16 protein-coding genes are annotated in these 14849 nt (G+C 61.6%); 5 read left to right on the top strand and 11 right to left on the bottom strand.

Annotation, left to right across the window (positions count from 1 at the left end; all coding sequences use genetic code 11):
* Nucleotides 1-130: 130 nt before the first annotated feature.
* The 3 genes from AC1DU9_RS07910 to AC1DU9_RS07920 form a co-directional block, all read right to left on the bottom strand.
* Nucleotides 131-724: an HAD family hydrolase gene (locus AC1DU9_RS07910; protein WP_223460996.1), complete on the bottom strand. Its 594-nt coding sequence runs from the start codon at nt 722-724 to the stop codon at nt 131-133.
* Nucleotides 721-1590: an acyl-CoA thioesterase II gene (gene tesB, locus AC1DU9_RS07915; RefSeq protein WP_223460994.1), complete on the bottom strand. Its 870-nt coding sequence runs from the start codon at nt 1588-1590 to the stop codon at nt 721-723. The genes AC1DU9_RS07910 and tesB overlap by 4 nt, the downstream gene beginning before the upstream one ends.
* 104 nt (nt 1591-1694) lie before the next feature.
* Nucleotides 1695-2264, bottom strand: coding sequence for a GNAT family N-acetyltransferase (locus AC1DU9_RS07920; protein ID WP_223460992.1), 570 nt, complete (start codon nt 2262-2264; stop codon nt 1695-1697).
* Between the two features lie 79 nt (nt 2265-2343).
* On the opposite strand from AC1DU9_RS07920, the gene AC1DU9_RS07925 reads away from it, so the two are divergent.
* Both AC1DU9_RS07925 and AC1DU9_RS07930 read left to right on the top strand, forming a co-directional pair.
* Nucleotides 2344-3264 carry a histone deacetylase family protein gene (locus AC1DU9_RS07925; RefSeq protein ID WP_223460990.1) on the top strand — a complete coding sequence of 307 codons (921 nt, stop codon included), beginning with the start codon at nt 2344-2346 and terminating at the stop codon, nt 3262-3264.
* A 281-nt stretch (nt 3265-3545) separates the two neighbouring features.
* A complete protein-coding gene (locus AC1DU9_RS07930) occupies nt 3546-4787 on the top strand; it encodes a TIGR03862 family flavoprotein (RefSeq protein ID WP_223460988.1) in 1242 nt (413 codons plus the stop codon).
* Between the two features lie 117 nt (nt 4788-4904).
* Here AC1DU9_RS07930 and AC1DU9_RS07935 read toward each other — a convergent pair whose 3' ends face one another.
* Nucleotides 4905-6245 carry an RNA helicase RhlE1 gene (locus tag AC1DU9_RS07935; protein ID WP_223460986.1) on the bottom strand — a complete coding sequence of 447 codons (1341 nt, stop codon included), beginning with the start codon at nt 6243-6245 and terminating at the stop codon, nt 4905-4907.
* Nucleotides 6246-6323: 78 nt separating this feature from the next.
* Entirely contained in the window at nt 6324-7256 is a 933-nt protein-coding gene (yedA, locus tag AC1DU9_RS07940) for a drug/metabolite exporter YedA (RefSeq protein ID WP_223460984.1), read from the bottom strand.
* A gap of 164 nt (nt 7257-7420) precedes the next feature.
* Here yedA and AC1DU9_RS07945 point away from each other — a divergent pair, with 164 nt between their 5' ends.
* Nucleotides 7421-7873, top strand: coding sequence for an Lrp/AsnC family transcriptional regulator (locus tag AC1DU9_RS07945; protein WP_223460983.1), 453 nt, complete (start codon nt 7421-7423; stop codon nt 7871-7873).
* Nucleotides 7874-8000: 127 nt separating this feature from the next.
* Here the strand turns inward: AC1DU9_RS07945 and AC1DU9_RS07950 are convergent, their stop codons facing one another.
* The 3 genes from AC1DU9_RS07950 to AC1DU9_RS07960 all read right to left on the bottom strand — a co-directional run bounded on the left by AC1DU9_RS07950 (nt 8001) and on the right by AC1DU9_RS07960 (nt 10021).
* Nucleotides 8001-8612 (bottom strand): 3'-5' exonuclease, encoded by a 612-nt coding sequence (locus AC1DU9_RS07950; RefSeq protein WP_477809981.1) that lies wholly within the window; start codon nt 8610-8612, stop codon nt 8001-8003.
* A gap of 22 nt (nt 8613-8634) precedes the next feature.
* Complete coding sequence (locus AC1DU9_RS07955) at nt 8635-9114, bottom strand: LabA-like NYN domain-containing protein (protein ID WP_007990686.1); 480 nt, start codon at nt 9112-9114, stop codon at nt 8635-8637.
* A 124-nt stretch (nt 9115-9238) separates the two neighbouring features.
* Nucleotides 9239-10021, bottom strand: coding sequence for a DUF2076 domain-containing protein (locus tag AC1DU9_RS07960; protein WP_223460977.1), 783 nt, complete (start codon nt 10019-10021; stop codon nt 9239-9241).
* A 179-nt stretch (nt 10022-10200) separates the two neighbouring features.
* On the opposite strand from AC1DU9_RS07960, the gene AC1DU9_RS07965 reads away from it, so the two are divergent.
* Together AC1DU9_RS07965 and AC1DU9_RS07970 are read left to right on the top strand one after the other, a co-directional pair.
* Entirely contained in the window at nt 10201-10875 is a 675-nt protein-coding gene (locus AC1DU9_RS07965) for a YciC family protein (protein WP_223460975.1), read from the top strand.
* Nucleotides 10876-10941: 66 nt separating this feature from the next.
* Nucleotides 10942-12021 carry an endonuclease/exonuclease/phosphatase family protein gene (locus tag AC1DU9_RS07970; RefSeq protein ID WP_477809982.1) on the top strand — a complete coding sequence of 360 codons (1080 nt, stop codon included), beginning with the start codon at nt 10942-10944 and terminating at the stop codon, nt 12019-12021.
* Nucleotides 12022-12156: 135 nt separating this feature from the next.
* Here AC1DU9_RS07970 and AC1DU9_RS07975 read toward each other — a convergent pair whose 3' ends face one another.
* From AC1DU9_RS07975 to AC1DU9_RS07985, 3 genes are read right to left on the bottom strand one after another with little or no spacing between them, the layout of a single operon-like run.
* The gene (locus AC1DU9_RS07975; protein ID WP_223460970.1) at nt 12157-12990 is read right to left on the bottom strand and encodes an ABC transporter ATP-binding protein; all 834 of its coding nucleotides are present in this window, start codon (nt 12988-12990) and stop codon (nt 12157-12159) included.
* The gene (locus AC1DU9_RS07980; RefSeq protein WP_477809983.1) at nt 12978-13781 is read right to left on the bottom strand and encodes an ABC transporter permease; all 804 of its coding nucleotides are present in this window, start codon (nt 13779-13781) and stop codon (nt 12978-12980) included. Before AC1DU9_RS07980 ends, AC1DU9_RS07975 begins: the two co-directional genes overlap by 13 nt.
* Nucleotides 13782-13789: 8 nt before the next feature.
* Nucleotides 13790-14776, bottom strand: coding sequence for an ABC transporter substrate-binding protein (locus AC1DU9_RS07985; RefSeq protein WP_223460967.1), 987 nt, complete (start codon nt 14774-14776; stop codon nt 13790-13792).
* Nucleotides 14777-14849 lie beyond the last annotated feature (73 nt).

A 14849-nucleotide genomic window follows, 5' to 3' on the forward strand; every position in this document is an offset into this window, starting at 1 on the left:
TGATCTGACGCCATCGCGAGCAAGCTCGCTCCCACAAGGATTTTGCGGTGAACACATCATTTGTGAACACCAGAGATCACATGTGGGAGCGAGCTTGCTCGCGATGGCGATTTAGCAGGCGACAAACTCTTCAAGCCAACAGCATCTGCCGCAACTCCACACAATCCGCCGCATGCCAGTCGGTCAATTCCGGCCATGGATTATCCGGCAGATTCACCAGCACCGTGCGTGCACCCGCCGCTCGCCCGCAATCGAGATCGAAGCGGTAATCACCGACCATCACCATCTCGCTCGCCGGCACCTTCCACGCATCGGCCAGTTTCAGCAGCCCGCCCGGATGCGGTTTGGGCGGAGCATCATCGCGGCCCAACACATCCTCCAGTGCAAAGCAGTCGGCCAGGCCAATGGCCTCCAGCGTGACATGCGCCAACTCCCGGGCATTGCGCGTGAGAATGCCCAGGCGATAACCGCGCCCGGCCAGCTCGCGCACCAACTCCACTGCGCCCGGTGCCGGTTGCGAACCGAGGGCCAGGTCCCGCTCATGCTCCAGCAGCCACGCATGTTTGGCTGCGGCTTCATCGGCCGGCAGCGCGGCGAGGTGGGTCAGGATGTCGTGTTCGGCAGGGATCGCCAACGCCACGCGAATGGCCGCGAAGTCGTGCACGGCGACCGTCAGGGTGCCGTCCATGTCGAACACCCAGTGACGCAAGTCGGCCAGGCTCATGCCCAGTCCTTGCGATGACGGATCAAGCCTTCCTGAGTGACCGAGGCCACCAGTTGCCCGGCGCGGTTGTATACGCTGCCACGGGAGAACCCACGCGAGTTGCCGGCCCACGGGCTGTCCATCGCGTAGAGCAACCAGTCATCGGCACGCAGATCCTGATGGAACCATAGTGCGTGATCGAGGCTGGCGACCTGCATGTCCTTGTGCCACACCGACTTGCCGTGGGGCTGCATCGAGGTGGTCAACAAGCCAAAGTCCGATGCGTAGGCGAGCAAATACTTATGCAGCGCCGGCGAATCGGCCAAAGCCCCGTCGGCGCGAAACCAGACGTACTTGACCGGGTCGGACGGCAGCGGGTTATAGGGATCTTTCTCGGTCACCGGGCGGAATTCGATCGGCTTGGGGCACAACAGCTTTTCGCGCATTTTCTCGGGGATCAGATGCGCGCGTTGCTGGGTGATCTCCAGCTCCGATGGCAGATTTTCCGGACCGACCACGACCGGCATTTCGCTCTGGTGCTGAAAGCCTTCCTCGTCGTACTGGAACGACGCACTGCACGTGAAGATCGGGTGGCCTTTCTGGATCGCCGTCACCCGGCGCGTGCTGAAACTGCCACCGTCACGCACCCGGTCAACCTGATACACCACCGGCAGCCCGGCATCGCCCGGACGCAGGAAATAGCCGTGCATCGAATGCACATGGCGCGCCTCTTCAACCGTCTGACTGGCCGCCGACAGCGACTGGCCGAGCACCTGACCACCGAACAACTGACGAAAACCCAGGTCCTGGCTGCGGCCGCGGAACAGGTTTTCTTCGATCGGTTCCAGGGTCAGCAGGTCGACCAGATCATCCAACACTTGGCTCATTCAGATGCTCCTCACGCAAAACATTGCCGCGCAGCCTTGGCTGCAACGGTCGGTTCAGTTTCTGGACCGGGCCCATGAGGGCCATTGTAAACGTCCGTGTCAGGTTATCCATGCAAGGTTTGCAGCCATTGTTCGCGGCTGATGCGATACAGCACATGCCGACGCAACGGATGATCGGCCTCGAGTCGCGGGTGATCGAAGTCATACGCCGGATCATGGTGCATGCCGATGGCCTGCATGACTTTCTCTGACGGCAGATTGGTTTGCGTCGTGAAGGCCACAACCTCTTTCAGCGGCAAGCGGTCGAACCCGCAGCGCAGAGCGGTCCAGGCCGCTTCACTGGCATAACCGAGGCCCCAGTGCTCGCGGGCCAGGCGCCAACCGATTTCCGTGGCGGGGGTGAAAGGCGCGTCGAATCCGACCACGCTCAGCCCGGTAAACCCGATGAACTGGCCAGAGTCCTTTCGCTGCAAGGCCCAAAGACCATAACCGTGCTCGGCGAAATGACCACGGATTCGCCCGATCAATGATGCGCTTTCCAGCCGGCTCAAGGTTGCCGGGAAATAGCGCATCACCTGCGGATCGGCACACATCGCCGCAAAGTCCGCTAAATCTTCATCGCGCCACTGGCGCAACAGCAGTCGAGCGCTTTCAAGCTCCAGTATTGGCTCCATCGTGCCCCGCCCCCCCATTTCAATGTCGCAAGTCTACAACGCTGGTAGGATCCGTCTCTCATTCCTGAATGAAATCATCATGCCGCTCCCGCTGATTTATCACGAAGACTACAGCCCCGAGTTTCCGGCGGATCACCGCTTTCCCATGGACAAGTTCCGCCTGTTGCGCGATCACCTGGTGGACAGCGGCCTGACAAGTGACGCTGATTTGCTGCGCCCGGATCTGTGCCCCGCAGAGATTCTCGCCCTCGCCCATGACCCTTCGTATATCGAACGCTACATGAGTGGCGAGTTGTCCCGCGAAGACCAGCGCCGCCTCGGCCTGCCCTGGAGCGAAGCCCTGGCCCGGCGCACGGTGCGGGCGGTTGGTGGCTCGTTGCTGGCGGCCGAGCAGGCGCTGGAGCATGGCCTGGCCTGTCACCTGGCCGGCGGCACCCACCATGCGCACTACGACTACCCGGCTGGATTCTGCATCTTCAATGACCTGGCGGTGATCAGCCATTACCTGCTGGAAAGTGGCCGGGTGAATCGGGTGCTGATCTTCGATTGCGACGTGCATCAGGGCGACGGGACTGCACGGATCCTGCACAACACCCCGGAAGCGGTGACCGTTTCCCTGCACTGCGAAAAGAATTTTCCTGCGCGCAAGGCTGAAAGTGATTGGGACATTGCGCTGCCCAAGGGCATGGGCGATGCCGATTACCTGAAGGTCGTGGACGATGCACTCAACTACCTGCTGCCGCTCTACCAGCCGGATCTGGTGCTGTATGACGCCGGAGTCGATGTGCATAAGGACGACGCCCTGGGTTATCTGAAGCTGACAGACGAAGGCGTCGGCGCCCGCGATGAAAGCGTGATGCGCCATTGCCTGGGCCGCGACATTCCGCTGGTCGGGGTAATCGGCGGCGGCTACAGCAAGGACCGCCAGGCCCTGGCCCGCCGTCACGGCATCCTCCATCACAGCGCGCAGCGCGTCTGGCAGTCATCAGGTTGTCACTGAGTTGTGGATGCTTTACCCACAATGCCTGTGGAGCTGCCTGTGGATAACCTGAGTGAAAGGGACTACAGGCCACACGGCTTATAGGCTACAGAGAGATGGTCGTTTTTTAACCACCCTTTCAAAGACACCTCTAAACCCTGTAGGAGTGAGCCTGCTCGCGATAGCGGCCTGTCAGGCCCACAGATGCTGAATGTACCGCCGCCATCGCGAGCAAGCTCGCTCCCACAGGGGACGGGGCTGGTAGAATGCCCGGCTTATCCCGCCAGACCGCAGCGCACCCCATGACCCAATCCTCGCCAGCCCTCCCCCCTCACGTCGCCATCATCGGCGGTGGCCCCGCCGGTCTGATGGCGGCCGAAGTGTTGAGCCAGGCCGGGATCAAGGTCGACCTGTACGACGGCATGCCTTCGGTGGGACGAAAATTCCTCCTGGCCGGCGTCGGCGGCATGAACATCACCCACTCCGAAGCCTACCCGGCGTTTCTCTCGCGCTACGCCGAACGCGCCCCGCAGATCGCCCCGCTGCTGCGCGGCTTCGGTGCCGATGCGCTGTGTCAGTGGATTCATGACCTGGGCATCGAAACTTTCGTCGGCAGTTCCGGCCGGGTATTTCCCACCGACATGAAGGCCGCGCCGCTGCTGCGCGCCTGGCTCAAGCGCCTGCGCGACAGCGGCGTAGTTATCCACACCCGCCACCGCTGGCTCGGCTGGGACGAGCGTGGCGGATTGCGCATCGACAGCCCGGAAGGCGAAAAAACCGTGCAAGCCGATGCCACCCTGCTCGCCCTCGGTGGCGGCAGTTGGTCGCGGCTGGGCTCGGACGGCGCGTGGATGCTGCCACTGGAGCAACAGGGCGTAGGACTGGCGCCGTTGCAGCCAAGTAATTGCGGCTTCGAGGTGCAGGCCTGGAGCGACTTGATGGTCAGCAAATTCGCCGGCGCGCCGCTGAAAAACATCGCCATCGGCCTTAACGACGACGTGCCACGGCTCGGCGAATGTGTGATTACCGCCACCGGGATCGAGGGCAGTTTGATCTACGCCCTGTCGGCACCGATCCGCGAGGCGATCAACCAGCACGGCTCGGCAACCCTTCATCTGGACCTGTTGCCGGGCCGGCCTGTGGATAAAGTTGCGGCGGCGTTGAGCAAACCCCGGGGATCGCGCTCCATGGCCAAGCACCTGCACAGTCAGTTGGGTATCGATGGGGTAAAAGCGGCGCTATTGCGTGAACTGACCAGCGCCGACTGCTTTGCCGACATGGCCTTGCTGGCCAACGCGATCAAGGCATTGCCATTGACCCTGGTGAAAACCCGTCCACTGGACGAGGCCATCAGCAGCGCGGGCGGTGTGGTGTTCGAGGCGATGGATGAGCGATTGATGCTCAAGCAAATGCCGGGTGTGTTTTGCGCCGGGGAAATGCTCGATTGGGAGGCGCCGACGGGCGGCTATCTGCTGACCGCGTGTTTCGCCAGTGGGCGAGCGGCCGGACTTGGAATGGTTGAGTGGTTGCAACGCAAGGGCTGAAGACCGAGGCGCCTCCATCGCGAGCAGGCTCGCTCCTACAGGGGTCTGCGTTGTTCACAAATCCCCCTGTGGGAGCGAGCTTGCTCGCGATGGCGGCCTAACAGACGCAGAGTGTAATCAAGGCTTGCGCTTACGCGGCCCGGTATTGAACACCGGCACCTTGCGCACAGGTTTGATCGAAGGCTCTGCCGGCGCAACCTCTCCGCTATCAACCCACCGACCCAGATTGCGTTTACCACCGCCACCACCGGACGCCTTGGGCTTCTTCGGTTTTTTCGGCTTCTTGATCACCTGACCACTGGCATCGGTATCCGGCACGCGGTGTTCAGGTTCGAAGTCCGGCTCGTTCTGCCGCTTCAAGGTCTGGCGAGTCAACATCTCAATGGCCGACAGCAGATTCACTTCATCGGCACACACCAGGGAAATCGCCTCGCCGGTCGAACCCGCGCGGCCGGTACGACCGATGCGGTGGATGTAGTCTTCGGCGACGATCGGCAAGTCGAAATTCACTACCAACGGCAAGTCTTCGATATCCAGACCACGGGCGGCTACGTCGGTGGCGACCAGAATCTGCACTTCACTCGCCTTGAACCGGTCCAGTGCGCGCTGACGGGTCGCCTGGGGTTTGTCGCCGTGGATGCCGTCGGCATTGATGCCCAGGCCCTGAAGTTTCTCCACCAGCGCGTCCACGCCGTTGCGGGTCTTGGCGAACACCAGCACCTGCTTCCACTTGCCCTTGCGCATCAGGTGCACGAACAGCTCCGGCTTGCGCTTCTTGTCCACCGTCACGATCCATTGCTTGACCGTATTGGCCGCAACGTTGCGCGGGCTGACCTCGATGCTCAGCGGGTCGTTGAGCATTTGCCCGGCGAGCAGGCGGATGTCATCGGAGAAGGTCGCGGAGAACAGCAGCGTCTGACGTTTCTTCGGCAGCGCGCGGTAAATGTTCGCCAGCTCTTCGGAAAAGCCCAGGTCGAGCATGCGATCGGCTTCGTCCAGCACCAGGGTTTGCAGCTGGTTGAACTTCAGCGCGTTCTGGCGGAACAGGTCGAGCAAGCGGCCCGGGGTCGCCACCAACAGGTCGACGCCGCTGCGCAGCTTCATCATTTGCGGGTTGATGCTGACGCCGCCGTACACCGCGTAAGTACGCAGCGGCAGGTTTTCGGCGTACTGGCGCACGGCTTCGTGAACCTGTTCAGCCAGCTCGCGGGTCGGTACCAGGATCAGCGCGCGCACCGAGTTGGCGGTGACTTTCGGCCCTTCCATGGCCAGCAGTTGCAACAGCGGCAAGGCGAAACCGGCGGTCTTGCCGGTGCCGGTCTGGGCCGCGGCCATCAGGTCGCGACCGGCCAGCACCGCCGGAATGGCTTGCGCCTGAACCGGCGTCGGAGTCTGGTAGCCGAGCTTCTCGAGGGAGCGCAGCAAGGGTTCGATCAGGCCAAGGGTGGCGAAAGTCATGGGAGTACCGTAGGAAAATTCAGCGCGGGTTGTTCAAAACAAGTGTGCAAAACAAGATGCAATGGCGCGCAGTTTACCCTAATTCACACGGGATTCTGTCGGTACTGCCGTCGCCACCACTGGCCGCGCTGGCGTGCGACGCCACTGCGGCAGGCCAATCAATACTACGGCGCTGATGATTACCGCCATCGCCAGGGCTTCTTCGATACCGATGGTTTCGCCGACAAACACGATCCCCAGCAACACCGCCACCGCCGGGTTGACGTAGGCATAACTGGTGGCCGCAGCCGGACGCACGTGCTTCAACAGGTACATGTAGGCGTTGAAAGCGATGATCGAACCGAACACGGTCAGGTAGGCCAGCGCGGCCCAGCCTTCGATCGGCGGCACCTTTTCCAGGTGTTCACCACTGACTGCGCTGGCAATCAGCAGCACCACGCCGCCCACCAGCATTTCCACGGCACTGGCCATTGCGCCCTGAGGCAGCGGCAAGTGCTTGCTCCACACCGAGCCGAAGGCCCAGGTCGCCGCCGCGAAAATCAGCAGGGCCGCGCCCAGCGGGCTCGACTGCAGGTTGGAACCGAGGTTGAGCATGGCGATGCCGATCAAGCCGAGGACAATCCCGGCCCATTCGAGACGGGTATTACGTGCGCCCCAGAAATATCCACACAGCAAGGTAAACAGCGGCACCGTCGCCACTGCCAAAGCCGCCACCCCGGAAGCCACGCCCGTATGCTCGGCCACACTGACCGCACCGTTACCGCACGCCAGCAGCAAGACGCCGATCATCCCGGCGGCTTTCCATTGCACCCAAGTCGGCGCCGGTGCCCCGCGCCAGCGCAGGAAGGCGTACATCAAGGTCCCGGCAATGACAAAGCGGATCCCGGCGAGCAGCAGCGGCGGCCAATACTCCACGCCGATGCGGATCACCAGGTAGGTCGAGCCCCAAATCACGTACAACGCGAAAAAGGCAGCGATCAACGGTAAGGGAAAACGACGGAGGCCAGGCATGGGGAGCAGCTCGCAGGCAAGACAAGTGAACGGCTATTCTAGAAAGGCCAACGACGGAAAATAAGTTACAAAACCTGTTTATCGCACCGGTACACTTTTCAAAACACGGAGTTTTTTGCGATAAACCATGTTTTCGAAAGTCAGTCATTTTCAGGAGCCGCTCCATGGACAAATACGACCGCATGCTGCTCAGCGCCCTGCTGGAAAACGGTCGCGCGTCCTACGCGGAGCTGGCGCGCAAGGTCAACCTGTCCGCCCCGGCCGTGGCCGAGCGCGTGGCCAAGCTTGAAGCCAGCGGCGTGATCACCGGTTATCAGGCGAAGGTCGACATGGCCAAGCTCGGCCTGCCGATCCAGTGCGTGATCGAACTGCGCCTGAACCAGCACGGCAACCAGAAAGCCTACGACGACCTAATCAAAATCCCGCAACTGACTGAATGCCATCGGGTGACCGGCGACCCGTGCGTGATCATGCAAGCAGCGGTGGGCTCGATGCCGGAACTGGAAGAACTGATCAACCGGATTGCCACGTTCGGGTTCAGCAAGACCTCGATTGTGTTGTCCAGCGCCATCGAGAAGCGGGTGCCGTTGGGGCATATCGAAGGGAATGGCAAGTAACCCAAGGACACAGCAGCCCCCCTGTAGGAGCGAGCCTGCTCGCGATTGCGGTTTAGAGTTCACAGCCATGTTGACTGACACTCCGCCATCGCGAGCAGGCTCGCTCCTACAGGGATTTGCGGTGTATTCAGAATCCGCGATAGCGCTTGAGGTGCTCGCCCACTTTCGCCGCCGGGACCTTCTGCAACTTGCACAGCAAGTCATGGGACAGCTCGCGCAAACCATGCTTCTGCCGCAGTTCGTCAGCCAGATGCGCCGTCAGGTTGGCCGCCATCTCGGCATCGGCCATGGCCCGGTGGGCCTTGCCAGTGTGGGGCAGGTTAGCGAACGCGGTGAGGGTGCCAAGCTTGTGGTTCGGCGCGGCGGGCATCAGCCGGCGGGCCAGTAGCAGCGAGCAGGCAAAGTTCTGCAGGCGGGTGCGTTTGATCCGCCCCAGTTCGAAGTCCCAGAACTTCTGGTCAAACGCGGCGTTGTGCGCCAGCAGTGGCGTGGTACCGACGAATTCATTCACTTCGTTCATCACCTGCTCCGCCGACGGCGCGGTGCGCAGCATGGCGTTGCTGATGCCGGTGAGTTGCTCGATGAAGGCCGGGACGCGCACGCCGGCGTTCATCAGGCTTTGGTAACGCTCGACGATGCGCCCCTGTTCAAGGATCACCACGGCGATTTCCGTGGCCCGGCAGCTGCTGCTCGGGGAGATCCCGGTGGTTTCAAAGTCGATGACTGCGATGCGTTCCAAACCTGGTTCAACTCCGTAAAAATCAATTCTTGAGCAGCAACGCGCCTTCGATCGGCACGTAACGGCTGGCGGCGCGGATCAGCGAGTTCGCCGTCAGGCCCGGCACGCCGTAGGCCACCGCCTGTACCCCGTGTTTGCTGATGATGCGCTCCAGCAGCATGTCAAAATCACCATCGCCGGAGGCCAGGACGATTTCGTCGACATGGTCGGCGGCATCCATGATGTCGAGGGTGATGCCCACGTCCCAGTCGCCCTTGGCCGAACCATCGCTACGCTGGATGTACGGCTTGAGCTTTACGGTGAAGCCGAGGTTGCGCAGGATCTGCTGGAACTGCTGCTGTTTGCTGTCGCCACGGTCGATAGCGTAGGCGTAGGCTTCGACGATCTCGCCCTGTTTGCTGATGTCAGCCCACAGTGCGGCATAGTTGAAGTGGCAACCATAAGCCTGACGCACGGTGTAGTAGAGGTTCTGGACATCGGCGAACACTGCGATTTTTTTCACCGGCTTTCCTCAAGGCTGAATCAGGCACCAGGCCCGAAAAGTCGCCCAGTATGCCAGCCCAAAGGATTGTTCCGCGAATAATCGGCTATGTGGCAAGGGAGCAAGCTCCCTTGCCACTGATGTGTCAGACGAAGGAATCGTCGTCGCCGCCGAAGAACGATGAGTTGTCATCGCTGTAGTCGGCGTCGCTGAGCCCGCCCTGATCGTTGCTCCAGGAATCGTTACCGGCCATGCGCTGGTCATCGCCCCAGCCATTGTTGCCCTGGTCGTTGACCTGGGCCGGCTCTTCCTTGATGACTTCGACGACTTCCGGTTGCTGATTGTGATGGAACAGGCTGCTGATGCCTTGTGCCAGCATCACGCCACCCGCCACGCCGGCCGCGGTTTTCAGCGCTCCACCGAGGAAACCGCTGCCGGCCGCTGCCGGTGCCTGCTGTTGCGGCGCATAGCCTTGCTGTGGAAAGTTTTGCGGCGGCGCGCCGAAGTTCTGCTGTGGCGATTGCGAACCGAACGACGAGCGTCCCGGCTCACGCCAGCCACCGCTCGACGGCGGTGCACTCTGGGTTGGCGCGGGCTGAGGATCACGAGAGCTGCCGCCAAAGATACTCGACAAAAAGCCACCGCTATTCGGTGCCGGAGCCGGGGTTGCCTGAGCCTTGGCCTGTTGCAGTTCGGCCTGCAACTGCTGGACTTGCCGGGTCAGTTGCTGGTTCTGCTCGTCGAGGCTCTTGATCGCCGCCTCTTGCACCAGAATCGCCTGGGTCATGAAATAACCTGCCGCCGGCTGGCGCGTCAGGTGTTCCTTGATCCGCGCCTCGGCCTGGGCGTCGCGCGGGGCTGAGTCCGTTTCGGCCTGTTGCAGCCTGGAAAACAGTCCATCGATCAGGGTTTGTTCTTCGCTGTTCATGGCGACCTCGTAGATTGCCGGGGGAAATCGTTGCCCTTTTCCACTGAGGATAAGGTGCTCGACCTTAATGGAGGCTGAAACAAGATGTTTCAATAACCTTTACCGAACGTTTACGTTTGCGTCCCCGAGCACTTCATCGGTTAAAGTGAGCCACTGCTTCCAACCTGCGATACCCACTGATGAATCCGTTAGATGTCCTGCGTGACTCGCTGTATTTCTTCAAGCGCAATCTGGGCCAGATCGTGCAGCTGTGCCTGCCGCTGGTGATGCTTGAGGCGCTGCTGCAACAAGTGGTCGACCACTCCACGGAGCCGGACAGTTTCCCCGGCATCAGCGTGATCGTCGGCCTGCTGGTGTACCCGCTGTACACCGCCGCGCTGATTCTGTTTCTCGACGCCCGCAGCCGGGGCGAGTCGCCGCGCAACCGCGACCTGCTGGCGATGGCGGCAAGCCTGTGGCCACGCTTCGCCCTGCTGACGGCGCTCAATACGGTACTGATTCTGCTGGGCCTGTCGCTGTATTTCCTGCCGGGCATCTATCTGATGGTGACCCTGGCGTTTGGCGAATACCTGCTGGTGTTGCGCGGCCTGGCACCGCTGGCGGCCATGAAGGAAAGCCTGCGCCTGACCAGCGGTCACTTCCTGCGCATCCTGCTGTGCATTCTGTGTGTGATGGGGCCGTTGTGGCTGCTCAAGGGGGCCACCCTGGCGGCGTATCCAGAACCGCAAAACCCGGTGATCTCGCTGTTGATCGACAGCGCCCAAAGTTTCCTGCAGCTGTTTACCAGCGTGGTGCTGTTCCGGTTGTTCATGCTGATCAACCCGCTACCTGAGAGAAATGACAGCTCGCTCTGACCTTGGGCGCGACCATCGCTCTCGGGTATGCTCGGGAACATTCCTGTAACGCTAATAAGCCGAGCCATGACCCGTCTACTGCGCTACACCCTGCCGGGCCTGCTGATCGTGATCGGTCTGATCGCCGTGATGATCTACAGCCTGACCTGGCGCCCCGACGCCAAAGAAGTGTTGCCCGTCAGTTGCAGTGCCCAGGCTCCCACCCTGGTCCCCGGGCAGGCGTTGAAGGTGATGACCTGGAACGTCCAGTACCTGGCCGGCAAGCGCTACGTATTCTGGAATGACCTGGCCGCCGGTACCGACGAACGCCCCACAGCGGAAGACATGGCTTTCAGCCTCGACGAAGTGGCGCGGGTGATTCGCGACGAACAACCGGACATCGTGCTGTTGCAGGAGCTGGACGACGGCGCCAAGGCCAGCGATTACCAGCACCAGTTCAAACTGCTGCAGGAGCGGCTCGCCGACTTGTATCCCTGTGGCACCAGCGCCTTCGACTGGAAAGCCGACTTCGTGCCGAACCCGCACATCTTCGGCAGTGTCGGCCGGCAACTGGCAACCCTGAGCCGTTACCAGATCGAACATGCCGAACGGCTGCAACTGCCCATCACCTCGGGCAATCCGGTCAGCCGCCAATTCAAACCAAGGAACGCCTTGCTGGTGAGCTACTTGCCGTTGAGCGATGGCGGGCAAATAGCGGTGCTCAATACCCATCTGGACCGTACGACCCAAGCCGACAATACCTTGCAAAACCAGGTGACCGCCGTGGCCAGGACTCTCGATAAATTCGAAAGCCGTGGCACGCCGTGGCTGATCGGCGGGGATTTCAACCTGTTGCCGCTAGGCCAGTATCGACGCCTGTCCGATGCGCAACGCACGCCCTACTCCGCCGACAGCCCGTTGCACATCCTGTGGGACAAGTATCCGATGATCCCGACCAACAACGAAGCCAGTGGTATCGACCGCGAGCGCTGGTTGACCCATTACCCGAACGACCCCGGGCTAAACGGCCCGGACCGGACCGTCGACTACCTGTTCTACAGCCCGCGGATCAAACGGGTCGAGGCCATGGTGCGGCAGGACGATACGTTGCGCATCTCCGATCACCTGCCGGTGATTGCGCGGTTCCTGTTGCCGGCTGCGCCCTGACACCTCACTCCAGCCAGACACATAACCTGTGGGAGCGAGCTTGCTCGCGATAGCGGTCCATCAGACACAGATGTGTTGAATGTGCCGCCGCCATCGCGAGCAAGCTCGCTCCCACAGGGTCTGTGTATGCCCGACTTAATGCACCTCCTCCAGATCATCATGCAGCAGCCCGAAGATCTCGCGTTTCATCTCGATGAACGAGCGCTCCATGACCATGTCCAGGTTGCGTGGACGCTCGATCGGCACATCCAATATCTGCTTGATCCGGCCAGGTCTGGCGCCCATGACGTAGACCCGGTCACCCAGCAGAATCGCCTCGTCGATATCGTGGGTCACGAACAACACGGTCTTCTTGCTGTTGCCCCACACCCGCAGCAACAACTGCTGCATTTGCAGGCGCGTCTGGCTGTCGAGGGCGCCGAAGGGTTCGTCCATCAGCAGGATCTGTGGATCGTTGGCCAACGCCCGGGCAATCGCCACGCGTTGCATCATCCCACCCGACAACTGCTTGGCGTAGTTGTCGGCAAAGCCGCTCAGGCCCACCTCATTGACGTAGTAATCGACGATGTCCTTGCGTTGCGCCGCTGGCATGCCGCGCCGCTTGAGGCCGAACTCGACGTTCTGGCGCACGGTCAGCCACGGGAACAGCGTGTAGCTCTGGAACACCATGCCGCGATCCGCACCGGGGCCTTCCACCTGTTGGCCGCCGACGTAAATTTCGCCCGAGGTCGGTTCGGCCAGGCCGGCGGTGAGGTACAGCAGACTCGACTTGCCGCAGCCCGAAGGCCCCACCAGTACAGCGAATTGCTGGTCCGGCACCTCGAACGACACTTCCTCCAACGCGGTAAAGGTACCGCCATCGGGTTTCTTGTAACGCAGGCTGACCTTGTCCACTTGCAGCCGAGGCGCGTTCACCTGGGCAGCCTGAGGGGCGACAAAACGATGAGTGGCGGCGGTTACTGAGCCCATGCGGTAATCCTCAGGCGTAGGAAACGGAACAGTTGATCGGTGACCAAGCCCAGCAGGCCGATGATCGCGATGGCGAGGAAAATCACATCCACCTGGAAGCCACGCATGGCCTTGAGGCTCAGGTAACCCAGGCCACTGGAAGCGGCGACCAGTTCAGCCACCACCAGGTAAGTCCAGGCCCAGCCCATGGTCACGCGCAGGGTGTCGAGCACACCCGGCAGTGACGCCGGGGCGATCACATGCAGCACCGCGTCACGACGGTTCGAACCGAGGGTATAGGAGGCGTTGATCAGGTCCTTGGAGATGCCTTTGGACACGTCCGCGATCATCACCAGTTGCTGGAAGAACACGCCGAAAATGATCACCGACACCCGCTGCTCCAGACCGATGCCGATCCACAGGATGAACAGCGGCACGAACGAGGTCACCGGCAGGTAACGAATGAAATTCACCAGCGGCTCAAGAAAGGCCTGGACGATGCGGAAGCTGCCCATCAGCAAACCCAGCGGCACTGCCACCAGGGACGACAGGATGAAGCCGACCATCACCACTTCGACGCTGGCCCACACATGCTGGCCGAGTGTGCCGTCGCGACCGAGGCGCACAGCGGCCTCGACCACCGCACCCGGCGTCGGCAGGAACATGCCCGGCACCACGCCACCGTAGGACAAGCCGGCCCACAGGCCGACCAACAGCACCCAGGCAAGACCGCTCGCGCTCCAGATCACCGAGACCGGCAGACCGGTCTTGGGCGTGATGCAGCGGCTCAGCCATGAATTGCGCTTGAACATGCAGCCTCCTAGAGCGGGGTGACGAAGCGGTTGTCGATGAGGTCGTCATTGCTGACGTTGTAGGGCTTGCCTTGCAGCTCGCTGGCGGTCTCGTTGGCCAGTTTGATCAGCGGTGCGCTGTCACCCGGTTTGCCCGGCGAGCCCAGGAGTTTTTCGCTCATGGCCTGATCGTAGAAACGCACGCCCTGGGCGGCGGCTTCCAGCTCCTTCGGATCGGCCAGGTAACCGCCAACGCCCTTGGCCATGATTTTGTAGGCTTCCTGTGGATGATCCTTGGTGTACTGCACGGCTTTGTACAAACCGGCCACCAGAGCCTTGACGTCTTCCGGCTGCTTTTCGATCACGGTGCAGTTCAGTGCGACCACGTCGACGATCACCCCCGGTGTGCTGCTGCTGTCGATCAGCACCTTGCCCTGCTGCTTGTCGCGAACCATCGACAGGTGCGGCTCCCAGGTCACGGCAGCCGGTACGCGACCGGCGATGAACGCGGTGGCGGCGTCGTCGGCCGTCATGTTCTGCACGGTGATGTCGCTCATGCTCATGCCGTGTTTTTTCAGCAGATACGAGAGCCAGAACTGCGAGGTCGAACCTTCGTTGACCGCAACGGCCTTGCCCTTGAGCTCCTGCAGGCTCTTGACGTCCTTGCCTACCAGCACGCCGTCGCCACCATGGCTGTCATCCAGCGCGGCCACGGCCTTGAAGCAGAATTGCGGACGGTACTTGAGCACCTCGTCGATGGTCGACGCCGAGCCGGACAACTCACCAGAAGCTTGCGCGGCCATGTACATCGCCGCTTCCTCGACCACCGGCAACTCGACGGTCAAACCGTTTTCCTTGAAGTAGCCAAGGTCCTGGGCCAGGTACAGGGTGCCGTAGCCGACCCAGGTGGTATGACCGATGGACAGGGTGCCGGCCTGGGCGCTAGTGGCGACCGTCGCGGCGATGGCGGTGACCGCCAGTGGATGGGCAACGCGGGTAAGCAAGGACTTGATCATGGAGCACTCCCAAAGCTGTTGATTTAGTTTTGTCATGGGCAGTACGGCCAGTGGCCCTGAAGCAGCTGCGGCC

The organism is Pseudomonas sp. P4_C1, from assembly GCF_056402155.1.

Bases quoted from the DNA above. Each gene is read 5' to 3' on its own strand.
- AC1DU9_RS07910 (WP_223460996.1), bottom strand. From the start codon at position 724: ATGAGCCTGGCCGACTTGCGTCACTGGGTGTTCGACATGGACGGCACC.
- AC1DU9_RS07960 (WP_223460977.1), bottom strand. From the start codon at position 10,021: ATGAACAGCGAAGAACAAACCCTGATCGATGGACTGTTTTCCAGGCTG.
- AC1DU9_RS07980 (WP_477809983.1), bottom strand. From the start codon at position 13,781: ATGTTCAAGCGCAATTCATGGCTGAGCCGCTGCATCACGCCCAAGACC.
- yedA (WP_223460984.1), bottom strand. From the start codon at position 7,256: ATGCCTGGCCTCCGTCGTTTTCCCTTACCGTTGATCGCTGCCTTTTTC.
- AC1DU9_RS07930 (WP_223460988.1), top strand. From the start codon at position 3,546: ATGACCCAATCCTCGCCAGCCCTCCCCCCTCACGTCGCCATCATCGGC.
- AC1DU9_RS07975 (WP_223460970.1), bottom strand. From the start codon at position 12,990: ATGGGCTCAGTAACCGCCGCCACTCATCGTTTTGTCGCCCCTCAGGCT.
- AC1DU9_RS07965 (WP_223460975.1), top strand. From the start codon at position 10,201: ATGAATCCGTTAGATGTCCTGCGTGACTCGCTGTATTTCTTCAAGCGC.
- AC1DU9_RS07925 (WP_223460990.1), top strand. From the start codon at position 2,344: ATGCCGCTCCCGCTGATTTATCACGAAGACTACAGCCCCGAGTTTCCG.
- AC1DU9_RS07970 (WP_477809982.1), top strand. From the start codon at position 10,942: ATGACCCGTCTACTGCGCTACACCCTGCCGGGCCTGCTGATCGTGATC.
- AC1DU9_RS07935 (WP_223460986.1), bottom strand. From the start codon at position 6,245: ATGACTTTCGCCACCCTTGGCCTGATCGAACCCTTGCTGCGCTCCCTC.
- tesB (WP_223460994.1), bottom strand. From the start codon at position 1,590: ATGAGCCAAGTGTTGGATGATCTGGTCGACCTGCTGACCCTGGAACCG.
- AC1DU9_RS07920 (WP_223460992.1), bottom strand. From the start codon at position 2,264: ATGGAGCCAATACTGGAGCTTGAAAGCGCTCGACTGCTGTTGCGCCAG.
- AC1DU9_RS07985 (WP_223460967.1), bottom strand. From the start codon at position 14,776: ATGATCAAGTCCTTGCTTACCCGCGTTGCCCATCCACTGGCGGTCACC.
- AC1DU9_RS07945 (WP_223460983.1), top strand. From the start codon at position 7,421: ATGGACAAATACGACCGCATGCTGCTCAGCGCCCTGCTGGAAAACGGT.